Annotated in this window: 13 protein-coding genes; 2 read left to right on the forward strand and 11 right to left on the reverse strand. The window is 68.9% G+C overall.

Annotation, left to right across the window (positions count from 1 at the left end; all coding sequences use genetic code 11):
* The 10 genes from JL37_RS00005 to JL37_RS00050 form a co-directional block, all read right to left on the reverse strand.
* A partial coding sequence (locus tag JL37_RS00005; RefSeq protein WP_043541131.1) for a CoA transferase occupies positions 1-279 on the reverse strand: 279 nt, incomplete at its 3' end.
* A 2-nt stretch (positions 280-281) separates the two neighbouring features.
* Positions 282-1,136, reverse strand: a complete 855-nt coding sequence (locus JL37_RS00010) for a CoA ester lyase (protein ID WP_043541132.1) — start codon at positions 1,134-1,136, stop codon at positions 282-284.
* Positions 1,137-1,162: 26 nt separating this feature from the next.
* Positions 1,163-1,615: a MaoC family dehydratase gene (locus tag JL37_RS00015; protein WP_043541133.1), complete on the reverse strand. Its 453-nt coding sequence runs from the start codon at positions 1,613-1,615 to the stop codon at positions 1,163-1,165.
* Between the two features lie 266 nt (positions 1,616-1,881).
* Positions 1,882-2,649, reverse strand: a complete 768-nt coding sequence (locus JL37_RS00020; RefSeq protein WP_052096695.1) for an IclR family transcriptional regulator — start codon at positions 2,647-2,649, stop codon at positions 1,882-1,884.
* A gap of 57 nt (positions 2,650-2,706) precedes the next feature.
* Positions 2,707-3,705 (reverse strand): tripartite tricarboxylate transporter substrate-binding protein, encoded by a 999-nt coding sequence (locus JL37_RS00025; protein WP_043541134.1) that lies wholly within the window; start codon positions 3,703-3,705, stop codon positions 2,707-2,709.
* Between the two features lie 183 nt (positions 3,706-3,888).
* Complete coding sequence (locus tag JL37_RS00030) at positions 3,889-4,752, reverse strand: proteasome-type protease (RefSeq protein ID WP_043541135.1); 864 nt, start codon at positions 4,750-4,752, stop codon at positions 3,889-3,891.
* Positions 4,753-4,862: 110 nt separating this feature from the next.
* Positions 4,863-5,666, reverse strand: coding sequence for a transglutaminase family protein (locus tag JL37_RS00035; protein ID WP_043541136.1), 804 nt, complete (start codon positions 5,664-5,666; stop codon positions 4,863-4,865).
* Positions 5,667-5,692: 26 nt separating this feature from the next.
* Complete coding sequence (locus JL37_RS00040) at positions 5,693-6,664, reverse strand: alpha-E domain-containing protein (protein ID WP_043541138.1); 972 nt, start codon at positions 6,662-6,664, stop codon at positions 5,693-5,695.
* Positions 6,665-6,666: 2 nt separating this feature from the next.
* Complete coding sequence (locus JL37_RS00045; RefSeq protein WP_043541140.1) at positions 6,667-8,100, reverse strand: circularly permuted type 2 ATP-grasp protein; 1,434 nt, start codon at positions 8,098-8,100, stop codon at positions 6,667-6,669.
* A 425-nt stretch (positions 8,101-8,525) separates the two neighbouring features.
* Positions 8,526-9,200: a 5-formyltetrahydrofolate cyclo-ligase gene (locus JL37_RS00050; RefSeq protein WP_043541349.1), complete on the reverse strand. Its 675-nt coding sequence runs from the start codon at positions 9,198-9,200 to the stop codon at positions 8,526-8,528.
* Between the two features lie 113 nt (positions 9,201-9,313).
* Between JL37_RS00050 and JL37_RS00055 the strand changes: the two genes are divergently transcribed.
* Both JL37_RS00055 and JL37_RS00060 read left to right on the forward strand, forming a co-directional pair.
* Positions 9,314-11,443, forward strand: a complete 2,130-nt coding sequence (locus JL37_RS00055) for a lytic transglycosylase domain-containing protein (RefSeq protein ID WP_043541142.1) — start codon at positions 9,314-9,316, stop codon at positions 11,441-11,443.
* On the forward strand, positions 11,440-12,558 hold the full coding sequence (locus JL37_RS00060; protein WP_043541143.1) for a tRNA CCA-pyrophosphorylase: 1,119 nt from the start codon (positions 11,440-11,442) through the stop codon (positions 12,556-12,558). Before JL37_RS00055 ends, JL37_RS00060 begins: the two co-directional genes overlap by 4 nt.
* Here JL37_RS00060 and JL37_RS00065 read toward each other — a convergent pair.
* A complete protein-coding gene (locus JL37_RS00065) occupies positions 12,553-13,740 on the reverse strand; it encodes a class I SAM-dependent methyltransferase (RefSeq protein ID WP_043541144.1) in 1,188 nt (395 codons plus the stop codon). The two genes, JL37_RS00060 and JL37_RS00065, sit on opposite strands and share 6 nt — an antisense overlap.
* Positions 13,741-13,747 lie beyond the last annotated feature (7 nt).

Below are 13,747 nucleotides of genomic sequence, written 5' to 3' on the forward strand. Positions count from 1 at the left end.
AATGAAGACGTCGGCGCCGCCGATCAGCGCGTCCAGCTGCGCGCGGCCTTCGTCGGTCTTGGCGTCGATCACCGCGCTGCGCTTGTTGCGGTTCAGGTTCAGATGGGTATGGCTCATGGCGGCGTGGCGCTGAGGCGTGACGTGGCGGAACACGTCGCCCTCCGCGGACTCCACCTTGATCACGTCGGCGCCCATGTCGCCCAGCATCTGGGTGGCCATGGGCCCCATGCCCACGCTGGTCATGTCGACGACGCGTATGCCGTGCAGTGGCCCGGGCATGGTCAGTCCTCCCCCAGCAGGCGGCGCGCCAGGCGCAGATGCGGCCGGTCGATCATTTTTCCGTCCAGCCGCAAGGTGCCCGCGCCTGGGTTGGCGGCAAAGGCGGCGATGACCGCGCGGGCCCACTGCAACTGGCCATCGTCCGGGGTCAGCGCCGCGTTGACGGCCTCGACGTGGCGCGGATGGATCGCCATCTTGCCGACGAACCCGTCGCGGAAAGCCTCGCCGGCCTCGGCGGTCAGCACCTCGGGCGCATCCAGGTCGACGCAGACCGTGTCGATGGCGCGCACACCGGCGGCGGCGGCCGACATCAGGCACAGCGAGCGCGCCAGACGAAAGGGTTCGGTATAGCGGCCCGTATCGCGGTTGCGCAGCGCGCCGACGTCGGCGGCCAGGTCTTCCGCGCCCCACGACAGCCCCCACAGGCGAGGCGTGGCGTCGCGGTAGTCATGCAGGCCGAACAGGGACTGGGCGGTTTCGGTGACGATGGCGAGGATGCGCGTGGCGCCCGGCTCCGTGCCGGCGGCGGCCTCGAAGGCGTCCAGGTAGTGCGACAGGTGCAATAGGCCTGCGCGGCCGGCACACTTGGGCAACACGATGCCGTAGGGGGCGGCGGGCATGACTGCCGCCAGGTCGGCCAGGGCGTCGCCGCCGTCCAGCGCGTTGATGCGCACCCACAGCGGCTTGTCCGCTGCGCCGCGCTCCAGCATGGCGCGGACTTCCTTGCGTGCCGCCGGCTTCTGGTCCGGAGCGACGGAGTCTTCCAGATCCAGGATCAGGGCATCGGCGGCGCTGGCGGCCGCGTGGTCGAATTTGCGCCCGGAATCGCCGGGCACGAACAGCAGAGAGCGGGTCATCGTGATTCTCCTGGGCGGCGTCTGGCTCAGGCCGGGCGTTTGCGCATCAGGGCCGACCGCTTGCACGTGGCCACGATTTCGTCGCGATGGTTCAGCGCGGTGTGCTCGAATTCGACGATGCCGGCGTTGGGGCGCGATTTGCTTTCGCGCACCGACAGCACGCGAGTGCGCACGTGCAGCGTGTCGCCTGCGAATACGGGCTTGGGGAAATTCACGTCGGTCATGCCCAGGTTGGCCACCGTGGTGCCCAGGGTGGTGTCATTGACCGTCATGCCGATCAGCAAGCCCAGGGTGAACAGGCTGTTGACCAGGGGCTTGCCGAACTCCGTCTGCGCCGCGAAATGCGCGTCCAGATGCAGCGGCTGCACGTTCATCGTCAGGGAGCTGAACAGCACGTTGTCCATCTCGGTCAGGGTGCGGGTCCAGGCGTGTTCGAACGCCTGTCCGGGTGAAAACTGCTCGTAGAAAAGGCCAGCCATGTTCCTTCCTTCAAGAAGAGAGCGCCGGGCGGCTGCCCGGTTGCCGAGCGCCCGCTACCGGTAAACCCGGCTTGCGTTCTTACTCTTGAACAAAAGTTTATAGATATGAACTTCAGCCCGCAATGGATTTCGCTTGGCGTAAACCCGCAGGAGGCGATCGCGGACGCGGCTGCGCGCCGCGGGCATGGGCGCGCGGCGTCATGGAGTACGGGAACCAGGGGAGGGGCGGGCGGCTGCGAAAGCGCGCCTGCAGCGGAACGCGGGCCCTAGTACGCCGGAACGGCGGGCGTGGGGCTGTCGATGCGCTGCGTGAGTTCGCGGCTGGCCGCAAGCAGGGTCTGGCCGATGAGGTCGGCCCGGGCGGCGGAACGGTCCAGCGGGGCGCCGACCACCAAGGCCAGCACGGCGCCGTACAGCACCAGCGGCGCGGCGACCGACAGGGTATCGGCCTGGTGTTCAGCCAGGTTGACGTGCCAGCCGCGGCTGGCTTCGGCTTCGATCAGTTGCAGCAGCTGCTTGTGGGTCTTGACCGTTTTGCTGGTGTAGCGGTCCAGGGTCAGGCGGGCCGCCAGCGCTTCCCGGTCGGCGGCCGGCATGGCGCCCAGCAACGCGCGCCCGGAGGCGGATGCATGCAGCGGCTTCAACTGGCCGGCCCTGGCGGTGAAGCGCACGATGCGCTCGGGCTCGGCCACGTCCAGGTAGACCACGTGGTCGCCGGACCGTTGCGCCAGGATCAGGGTCTCGCCCAGCTCGTCGCGCAGCGCCTCCAGCGTGGGCCGGATGCGTGTGGTCAGCTGGTCATGCTCGGCGACGGTCCGGGCTTCGTTCAGCCAGCGGCGGGTGAGGTAATAGCGGCCCCCCGTTTGATGCGCATAGCCGTCGCCTTCCAGGGTGTCGAGCAAGGCCAGGCAGCTGGACTTGGGGATGCCCAGCCCGGCCGCAAGCTGCGACAGCGTGGCCGGCGCCCGCGTCGCGGCGAAGAACTGCAGGATGTCCAGGACACGCCTGGCGCTTTTTACGTCGTTCGTACTCATGCACGGGAATATATATTCATGAACGGACAGCGGCAACCGCCGCTGTCCCCCGCGCATTCAGTCGGCGTACACCCCCGCCTTGCGGATGACTCCGCCCCATTTGTCGACCTCGGATTGCAGCCAAGTCTGCAAGCCCTGCGGCGTCTGCTTGGATTCCGGCACGATTTCGGCGCCCAGCTCCGACATCTTCTGCGTGAAGGCGGGGTCCTTCAACGCGGCGCGCAGCGCTTCGTTGAACTTGGCGATGGCCTCGGGCGGCGTGCCCTTGGGCGCGTACACGCCGTGCCACACCTTGACTTCGAAGTCCTTCAGGCCGTTCTCCTGCAAGGTCGGCGCGTCGGGCAGCGTCTTGATGCGCTCCAGCGTCGTGACGCCATACAGCTTCACGCGGTCTGCCTTGATCTGCGGAATGGTCTGGGTGGTCTGGTCGCACAGCACGTCCACCTGGCCGCCCAGCAGCGCGGTCATCGCCGGCGCCGTGCCGGCGTAGGGCACCGTGGTGAACTGCACGCCCAGCGATTCCTGCAGCAGCATGCCGCAAAGCTGGGATACGGCGCCCAGCCCGGCGTTGGCCAGGTTGATCTTGTTGCCGTTCTCGCGGGCGTACTTGATGAAGTCCTTCATGTTGTCGGCGGGCAGGTCCTTGCGGCCCAGCAGGGTCATGGGCACGTCCGCCACCTGGCCGACATACGCGAAGTCGGTCAGCGGATTGAACGACAGCTTGCGGTACAGCGCGGGCGCGGTGGCCATGCCGTTGTGGTGGATCAGGAAGGTATAGCCGTCGGGGGCCGCGCGCGCCACGTGCTGGGACGCCAGCGTGCCGCCCGCGCCCGTGCGGTTTTCGATGACGATGCTCTGGCCCAGCGTCTTGGCCATCGATGCGCCCAGGCTGCGCGCGACCACGTCGGTGGGCCCGCCCGCGGCGAACGGCACGACCAGCGAAATGGGATGGTTGGGATAGGCGCCTTGCGCGAGCGCGCTGCCCGAGGCTAGGCACGACAAGGCCAGGACGGGCCAGGCGGCGCGCTTGGCCGCGCGCGCGAAAATTGGGGGCATGTCTCACTCCTGTGGTTGCTTTGAGGCCCGCAAGCCTGGGCGTCGCGGGTCATGGTCCTGCGGACACACCGTAGTGTCGGCCGCCGGAGCAGGAATGAGAATTCGCGGTTTCGCAAGCCGGGTTTCAGCTGGCGGAAAGTAGTAGGGTTTACGCGTGCATGCGCGGCCGCGCGGCCGCGGCGCTCAGGCCGGCTGGTCCTTGCCCGGGTCTTCGGCCAGCGCCTGCGGCGCGGGGTAGCTCACCCCGGGCTCGTCCGAGGGCTCGGCGCGCAGAGGCTGATGCACCCGGCTGGACGGCACGAGGGAGACGGGGTCTTCCGGGCTGGTCCACAGCGGGTCCGGGATCTCGGCGAAGACCTGCCTCAGGCGTTCGCCCCAGGTGCCTCGGATCATGCGGAAATACTCGTTGTGCTCGTCGATGCTGGCGAAATGCGTGACGCGCAGCGCATGCGCGTCGTAGACCAGCAGGTCCAGCGGCAGGCCCACCGAGATGTTCGAGCGCAGGGTGGAGTCCATGGAGATCAGCGCGCACTTGGCGGCCTCGTCCAGCGATGTGTCGGGGCGCAGCACGCGATCCAGGATGGGCTTGCCGTACTTGGCCTCGCCGATCTGGAAGTACGGGCATTCCTGCCCGGCCTCGATGAAGTTGCCCGCCGCATACACCTGGAACAGCCGGCAGCGTTCCGTGCCGATCTGGCCCCCAAAAATCAGGTTGACGTTGAAGTCCACGCCCTGTTCGTGCAGGGCCGGGGCCTCGCGGTGGAAAACGTCGCGCACCGCGGCGCCGACGCGGTGCGCCGCTTCGAACATGTCGGGCGCGTTCCAGAGCGTCTCGCCGCCTTCCGCGTGCTGGCGGCTCAGTGCGTTCAGCACGGCCTGGCTGACCGCCAGGTTGCCGGAGGTCATCAGCACCATCACGCGTTCGCCGGGACGCTCGAAGACGGTCATTTTGCGGAAGACGCTGATCTGGTCGACCCCGGCATTGGTGCGGGAATCGGACAGAAAGACCAGGCCGGAATCAAGGCGGGCTGCTACGCAGTAGGTCATGATCGAAAATAGGGAAAACCACACCGCATTGTATTGCGGCCCGGCCCGACGCGGCCCGGCCTGACGTGGCCCGGCCTGACGTGGCCCGACCCGGCCCGGCCGGGCGGATGTTACTGCTGGGCGCTCGTCTGGACCTGCACGCTGACGTCCATCGATTCCTTGCCGCCGCCGCTGCGCACGCCGCGCACCGGGGAAGCCGAGTCATAGTCCCGCGCTACCGCCAGCCGGCAGTGGCAGTCCGAGGCGAATTGGCGGTTGGTGATATCCACGCTGGTCCAGCCGACGCCGGACAGCCAGACGTCGGCCCATGCGTGGCTGGCGGCGTGTTCGGCCGTGGTGTAGAGGTAGCCGCTGACGTAGCGGGCGGGCACGCCCAGGCCGCGCACGCAGGCCAGGAAAAGATGGGCGTGATCCTGGCACACGCCGTGTCCCATGGACAGCACCTGGGCGGCGGCGGTGGTGACGTCGGTGGTGCCGGGTTCGTAGGCGACCCGATCACTGATGGCGGTCGCCAGGGCGAGAATGTCGTCCGGGGTGTTGAGGCCGCCGGGCAGCGCCTCGCGCACGAACGCCATGACGGTATCGTCCGCCTGGGTCAGGGGCGTCTGCACGCAGTAGGCGTGCACCGGCAGCCGGCTGTCTTCGCCGCCCAGCAGGCCGCGCGCAAGTGGCGCCACCACCACCTGTCCGGTCACCCGCAGCTCGATCTCGGTGTGCGGGTGGTTCAGGGTCAGCGTGTGCGTGATGTTGCCGTAGGCGTCCACCTGCTTTTCCAGCGCGCCGGGCGCTTCTATGTGCCAGCGCAGGACGCGCTGGTGTTCGTCGTCGCGCGGTGTCAGGCGCAAGGTCTGGATGCTGTAGGTGACCGGCGCGGTGTAGCGGTAGTGCGTGAGATGCGTGATGATCTGCTTCATTCCTGTCTCCTCAGGGTGAACAGGCCCTAGGCCGATAGCGGCACCAGGAAGTCCTGGCTGATCCGGTTGCCCAGGTCGTTGATGCGGTCGAGGAAATGGTCCAGGTACTGGTGCAGCCCGCTGGCCAGGATGTCTTCGACGCGGCCGTATTGCAGCTCGGCGCACAGCATGCCGGCGCGCCGCTCGGTCTCGGTCGAGCGCTGGTTGGAGACGCGCGCCAGATCGTCGGCCACCGCCCGCATCGAGGCCAGCAGCGAGCGCGGCATGTCGCCGTGCAGGATGAGCAGCTCGGCCACGCGGTCCGGGGTGATGACGTCGCGGTACACCTTGCGGTAGATCTCCAGCCCGGATACCGAACTGAGCAGCGCCGACCAGCGGTAGAACTCGCTTTGCAGCGCGTCGGCGCCGGCGGGTTCGGCGCGGCTTTCCTGTCCGCCGCCGTCGCGTTCGTGGAATTTCACGTCCAGCATGCGCGCGGTGTTGTCGGCGCGCTCCAGGTGCATGCCGATGCGCAGGAAGTACAGGGCCTCGTCCTGCAGCATGGTGCCGATGGTGACGCCGCGCGCCAGATGCGAGCGGAACTTCACCCATTCGAAGAACTCTCCCGGATTGCGTTCCAGCAGCCCGGTGTGCAAGTGCTTCAGCAGTTCGAGCCAGGTGGTGTTGTAGGTTTCCCAGACCTCGGTGGTGAGGCTGCCCCGCACGGCGCGCGCGTTCTCGCGGGCCGAGCGCATGCAGGAAAAGATGGACGAAGGGTTCTCGGGGTCGCGCACCATGTATTCCAGCACGTCGTGCGGCGAGATGGATGCGTACTTCTGCTGGTACAGGCCCTGCAGCTCGGAGATGCGCAGCACGCCCAGCCACGAGCCCTCGCGCGTCTGCGCGTCCTGCGGCAGCAGCGACATCTGCAGGTTCACGTCCAGCATGCGGGCGGTATTCTCGGCGCGCTCGGTGTAGCGGCACATCCAGAACAGATTGTCGGCGGTTCGGCTCAGCATGTTCAGTTCTCCTCCAGTACCCACGTGTCCTTGGTGCCGCCGCCCTGGCTGCTGTTGACCACCAGCGAGCCTTCGGTCAGCGCCACGCGGCACAGGCCGCCGGGCACGGTCCGGATATCCTTGCCGCACAGCACGTAGGGGCGCAGGTCCACGTGGCGCGGCGCCACGCCCGAGTCGACATAGGTCGGCACGGTGGACAGCGCCAGCGTGGGCTGCGCGATGTAGTTGGCGGGATGGGCGCGCACGCGCTCCCGGAACGCGTCGACTTCCGCGCGGGAGGCCGACGGGCCCACCAGCATGCCGTAGCCGCCCGAGCCGTGGACCTCCTTCACCACCAGTTCATGCATGTGGGCCAGCACGTGCGACAGCTCGTCCGGCCGGCTGCAGCGCCAGGTCGGCACGTTCGACAGCACCGGCTCTTCGCCGAGATAGAAGCGGATCATGTCCGGCACGTGCAGGTAGGTGGACTTGTCGTCCGCGATGCCGGTGCCGATGGCGTTGGCCAGCGTGACGCGGCCCGCGCGGTACACCGACAGCAGGCCAGGCACGCCCAGCGCGGAATCGGCGCGGAACGACAAAGGGTCCAGGAAGTCGTCGTCCAGCCGGCGGTAGATCACGTCCACTTTGCGCGGCCCTTGGGTGGTGCGCATGTAGACGGTGTTCTGTTCGACGAACAGGTCCTGGCCTTCCACCAGCTCCACGCCCATCTGCTGGGCCAGGAAGGCGTGCTCGAAATAGGCCGAGTTGTACATCCCCGGGGTCAGCACCACCACGGTGGGGGCGTCGCCGCCATGCGGGGCGACCTCGCGCAGGTTGTCCAGCAGCAGGTCCGGATAGTGCGCCACCGGTTCCACCTTGATGCGGCTGAAGGCGTCCGGCATCAGCCGCATCGACATCTTGCGGTTCTCCAGCATGTAGGACACGCCGGACGGCACGCGCAGATTGTCTTCCAGCACATAGAATTCGCCGGCGCCGGCGCGCACGATGTCCACGCCGGCGATGTGGCAGTAGATGTCCTCGGCCACGTCCACGTCCTGCATCTCGGGGCGGTACTGGGCGTTCAGGAATACCTGCTCGGCCGGCACCACGCCGGCGCGCACGATGTCATGTCCGTGATAGATGTCGTGGATGAACATGTTCAGCGCGCGCACGCGCTGCTTCAGGCCGGCCTCCAGCAGGCGCCACTCGTCGGCGGGGATGATCCGCGGGATCAGGTCGAAGGGAATCAGGCGCTCGGTGCCGGCGGCGTCGCCCGCGACCGAGAAGGTGATGCCGACCCGCCGGAAGCTCAGATCGGCCTCCAGCCGGCGCACGGCCATGGCCTCGGCGGATTGCTCGGCATGCCAGCGCTCGAAGGCCTGGTAATGGGAGCGTATGCCGCCGGCGCTGTCGCGCATCTCGTCAAAAGCGGTGGGACGGGCTGTTCTGTCCTTCATGGCTCCTCCGGTACTGGTGCTTGCGGCCGGCTTGCGCGCGGCCTCTGCAGATTAAGCAACCCGCGTGCCAGGTTCGACCGGGCGCGGGCGCCTTGGGACAATATCCTCCCAAGGGCGTTGGAACGCCATCCCCGTGGCGGTTGACGCGCGGGATGGGCGGATGGCGCATGCGCCGGCCGGGGCGGGAAGCCTGGGGCCGGCTGCGGCGGGTGGGGTGGCGCGTTGGGGCGCGCGGGGACGCGCTGGGGGCGCTCTGGCGCGGCTGGGCGCGAGAATCGTCCGGAACGGGCCGGACGCCGCCCTGCGGATGCCGGGCGGGATGTTGCGGTGGGAAGTGTTGCGGGGCGCCCCGGATCGAGGCGTCTGAACCCGCTATGTTACAGCTTGCACCATTTTGGTGCAAGCCGCCGGGCAATACCGGTGCGTCAGTTCATGCGGAAGCTGTGCAGCGTGGTGCCGACAGGGCCGCCTTGTTCCAGGGGGGCCTGCGGCACCCAGCCGTCCTGGGTCAGCACCGCGTCCAGCCTGAAATCGTGAGCGGCGGGCTCATAGCCCGCGTCCAGCTCGCCGCAGCTCCAGGCGATGCCGATCGCGACGAACGGATGCCCGCGATCGCGCAGGGCCGCCAGGCTGCGGTCGTAATAGCCGCCTCCGTAGCCCAGGCGGTCGCCCTGTTCGGTGTAGCCCAGGGTGGGCACCAGCACCACGTCGGGGAGCAGGTCGGGGCCATGGACGGGCTCCTGGATGCCATAGGGGCCGGCGCGCAGCTCGGCGTCGGGCGTCCAGGGCAGGAAGGCCAGCGGCGCGTTGCGTTCCCGCACCACCGGCAGCGCCACCGCCACGCCGCCGTCGACCCACTGCTGCAGCAGGGGGCGCAGGTCGGGCTCGTCCGCCATGGGCCAGAAAGCCGCGACGGTGGCAGGCGCCGGGCGGCCGGCGCGGGCGGCTTCGTCGCGCGCCACGTTCAGCCAGGTGAATAGCCGGGCGCGCATCAGCAGACCGCCGCGGCTGCGCTGGTCTTCGGGCAATTCGGCACGCATTTTCCGCAATCGCGTGCGTAGCTGGACTGCGGTATCCTCTGGAGTATTTTGCGTAGTCATGCGGTGGCTGTGATGGGGATGGACAAAGATGGCGGATGTGCGGATGGCCGGCATGCGGGTGTGGACGATCGGCATGCGGGCTTGCGGCAAGGCCCTTATATAAGGGGTAGGGCATGACACAGACTCTGCAACTTGGACGGTATCAGAAAACCGCGCGCGCCGTCGCCGAAGCCGGATTCAGCCTGCGCCGCTGGCTGCCGCTGGTGGCGCTGTTCACCGCGGCCTGTGCGCCGGTGGACGCCCAGCAGCGCAGCGCCTCCCTCAATACCCAGCCCCAGCCCGCCGTCCAGGCCGCGCAGCCCGTCATCTCGGTGCCGCCTGCAGTGCTGGCAGGCCTGCCGCCCACCACCGAAACGCCCGCGCTGGCCGCCGTGGTCGCGGCGCGCGTGGCCATGAGCCGCAAGCAATGGTCCATCCTGGGCGCGCTGGTGCCGCAGGCCAAGCCGGATCCGCTGGGCATGTATCCCGAATATTGGCTGCTGCGCTACCAGCTGTGGACTCCGCCAGCCAGCGGCCGGCCCACGGCCGCGCTGCAGCAGTTCATCAGCGGCAATCCGGACGCCTACCTGGCCGACCGCCTGCGTGGCGACTGGCTGCTGGCGGCGGCGCGCAGCGGCGACTTCGAAACCGTGCGCAAGCTGGCCCCTGTGAAGAACAGCAACGCCCAGATCGAGTGCGCCATCCTCGACGCCAAGCACATGACCGGGCAGCGCGCCACCGCCGCGCAGGCAACGGCGGCGTTCGCGCCGGGAAGCGCCTGCTGGGCGCTGTACGACCAGCTCGTCGCCGACGGCGTGCTGGGCTGGGAGCAGCTGGAGCCCCAGTTTCGCGACGCCATCGAAGCCAACAAGACGACCGACGCGCGCAAGTTCGCCCAATACATGTTCGAGCCGGGCGACCTGAAGACCTACGATCTGCTCATGAAGGATCCCATGAAGTGGCTGACGCGCCAGGACCGTCAGCCCGTGGGCCGCAACGAGAAAGAGCTGGTGACCATCGCGCTGGCCCGCCTGGCGCGGTCCGACGTCAGCGTGGCCGATTCCTATCTGCGCCGCATCTGGGGCAAGTCCGGGGACTGGTCCAAGTCCATGGCCAAGTCGAACCTTGCCTGGGTGCGCGGGCAATACGCGCTGGTGGCCGCGCTGAAGCTGGACAGCCGGGCGGACGACTGGTATCACGAGGCCGGCCACATCCGCATGACGGAATACAACGCCGCCTGGAAGGTGCGCGCCGCCCTGCGCCAGCCCAAGATCGACTGGAAGTGGGTCATCGCCTCGATCGAGCAGATGCCGGCCGCGCAGCAGGCGGATCCGTCGTGGGTGTACTGGAAGGCGCGCGGGCAGGCTGCCCTTGGCCACAAGCAGCAGGCCGAGGCCGCCTACGCCAGCATCGCCGACCGTTTCGATTTCTACGGCCAGTTGGCCGCCGAGGAACTGGGCCGGCGCATCAACGTGCCGCCGCGTCCCGCGCCCATCAGCGACCAGGAAATCGCCGAGGCCCGCGCCAATCCGGGCCTGCGCCGCGCGGTCCAGCTGTTCCGCCTGGGCTGGCGCGCCGAAGCCGTGCCGGAATGGAACTTCAGCCTGCGCGGCATGAGCGACCGCCAGCTCCTGGCCGCCGCCGAGCTGGCCCGCGCCGAGAACATCTACGATCGCGTGGTCAACACCTCCGACCGCACGGAAAAGGAATTCGACTTCAGCCAGCGCTTCATCGCGCCCTTCGAAGGCCGCGTCACCGCCAAGGCCAACGCCATCGCGCTGGATCCGGCCTGGGTCTATGGCCTGATCCGGCAGGAATCCCGCTTCATCATGGATGCGCGCTCGCACGTGGGCGCCTCCGGCCTGATGCAACTGATGCCGGCCACCGCCAAGTGGGTGGCGGGCAAGATCGGCATGAGCGACTTCACGCCCGACAGCGTCAACGACTTCGACACGAACACCGAGCTGGGCACCAACTACCTGAACATGGTGCTGCGCGACCTGGACGGCTCCCAGATGCTGGCCAGCGCCGGCTACAACGCCGGCCCGCGCCGCCCGCACAACTGGCGCTCGACATTCACGCATCCGGTGGAAGGCGCCATCTTCGCCGAGACCATCCCGTTCAATGAAACGCGCACCTACGTGAAGAACGTGATGTCCAATTCGGTGTATTACGCCGCCATGTTCAGCGGCCAGCCCCAGTCCCTGAAGGAACGCCTGGGCAACATCGTGCCGCTGGGCGCCGAAAGCACCTCGATCCCATGAGCCGGGATCCGGCCATCGAGGGCTTGCAGGTCTATATCGTGGGCGGAGCGGTGCGCGATGCGCTGCTCGGCCTGCCCCCGGGCGACCACGATTGGGTCGTGGTGGGCGCCACCCCGGAAGACATGGCGCGCCGCGGTTTCATCCCGGTGGGCGGCGACTTCCCGGTTTTCCTGCATCCGCGCAGCAAAGAGGAATACGCGCTGGCGCGCACCGAGCGCAAGTCCGGGCGCGGCTACAAGGGCTTTACGTTCTATACGGGGGCGGACGTCACGCTCGAGGAAGACCTGCGCCGCCGCGACCTGACGGTCAACGCCATTGCCCAGACGCCCGAGGGCCGGCTGATCGATCCCCTGGGCGGCGAGGCCGACGTGCGGGCCCGGGTCTTGCGCCATGTGGGCGAGGCCTTCCAGGAAGACCCCGTGCGCATCCTGCGGCTGGGCCGCTTTGCGGCGCGCTTCGGCGATTTCACCGTCGCGCCCGCCACGCTGGAATTGTGCCGACGGATGGTCGAGGCGGGCGAGGCCGACGCGCTGGTGGCCGAGCGGGTCTGGAAGGAGCTGTCGCGCGGCCTGATGGCGGCCGCGCCTTCGCGCATGCTGGATGTCTTGCAGGCATGCGGCGCCCTGGCCCGCGTAATGCCGGAACTGCGGGGCGTGCAGGAGGCCGGCGCGGACGTGGATCGCGCCGCCGGCCTGGGCTTGTCGCTGCCGGGGCGCTATGCCCTGCTGTGCCGCTTGACGCCCGAGCGCGACGCGCTGGGCCGCCGGCTGCGCGTGCCCACGGAATGCAACGACTACGCGCGCCTGCTGCCCGAAGTGCTGGCCGGCCTGGACGCCTCGCAAGGCGAGGGGGACGCCGTCGGCGCGCAGCTGGCGCTGATGGAGAGGGCCGACGCCTTGCGCAAGCCTGAGCGTTTTTTCGACCTGCTGGAGGCGGCTGCGGTGCTCCGGCCCGTGGACCGGCCGGCATGGCGCGCGCGCGTGGCCGCCGTGCGCGGCGTGGACGCAGGAGCGATCGCGAAGGCCTGCGCCGGCGATCCGGCGCGTATCAAGGAACGCGTGCGCGAAGCCCGGCTGGAACGCCTGCGGGCAGGCGCCGCGGACGCGCCGCTATAGCTTGTCGAGGCGGTCGCCGCGCGAGAAACCCGCCAGGGGTTCCGTTATTCCGCGTCCCACCGCCAGCACTTTGAAGAGCTCGCCCATTTCCGCTTCGGACAGCAGCTTCTGCACGGGCGCGACGGTCTTCGCATAGTTCTGCACGTCGGCCGGATCCAGTTGGGCCAGCAGCTCCATCAGCCCGGCGTTCATCAGGAAGCGGGCTTGCGAGGTATAGCCCAGGACTTGCAGGCCGGCTGCCTGCGCAGCGTCCGCCATCGCGGTGAAATCGACGTGCGCGGTGATGTCCTGCAAGCCGGGCGCGGTGAACGGATCGCCGTGCGCATGGTGGCGCAGATGGCACATGAGCGTGCCGCCCGCGCGCTGGGGATGGTAGTACTCGCTGCGGGGAAAGCCATAGTCCACCAGCAGCGCCGCGCCGCGTTCGAGCCAGCCGCCCATTGCGGCGATCCAGGCTTCGCCCTGCGCATTGACTTCGGATACGTAGCCGGGCAGCGCAGGCATCCGGTCCGCCACGAAGGCGGCCAGCGCCGGTTGCGCCGGGCGGTCTTCCCAGACGAAGCCCTGGGAGGCGTCGAGCGCCACGCCGCGTTCCAGCACCGTCCCGTCCTCGCCCCAGCGGAACATCGAGACGGGCATCGCGTCCAGGACCTCGTTGGCCAGCACGCAGCCGGAGAAGGCCTTGGGCAGCGCATCCAGCCACTGCACGCGGTCGCCGTATGCCGCCAGCCTTTCCGCCTGGCGAGCGCGCAGGTCGGCGGACACCTCCAGGATCAGGTAGCGGGTCTGCGCGAGACCCATTGCGTCCAGCTCGGCCAGCACGCCTTCGGCAAGCGCGCCGGTGCCGGCGCCGAATTCCAGCACGGTGTCTGTCCGGGTCTGGCGCAGCACCTGGGCCGCCTGGCGGGCCAGCGTGCGGGCAAACAGCGGCGTCAACTGCGGCGCGGTGACGAAGTCACCGGCGGGCGCGCGGGCGTCGCCGTCCGCTTCGGCCAGCTTGACGTTGCCGGCGGCGTAGTAGCCCAGCCCCGGCGCGTACAACGCCTGCGCCATCCAGCGGTCGAACGGCAGCCAGCCGCCGTTGGCCGCGATGGCGTCGCGCAGGTGGGCGGCCGCGGCTTCGCTGTGTTCGAGGGCGGCGGGAGGCAGGGCGGGCAGATTGGCGGGTGCGGGGCGTTGCATGGTCGGA

Source organism: Achromobacter sp. RTa (assembly GCF_000757485.1).
Lineage (GTDB): Bacteria > Pseudomonadota > Gammaproteobacteria > Burkholderiales > Burkholderiaceae_B > Achromobacter.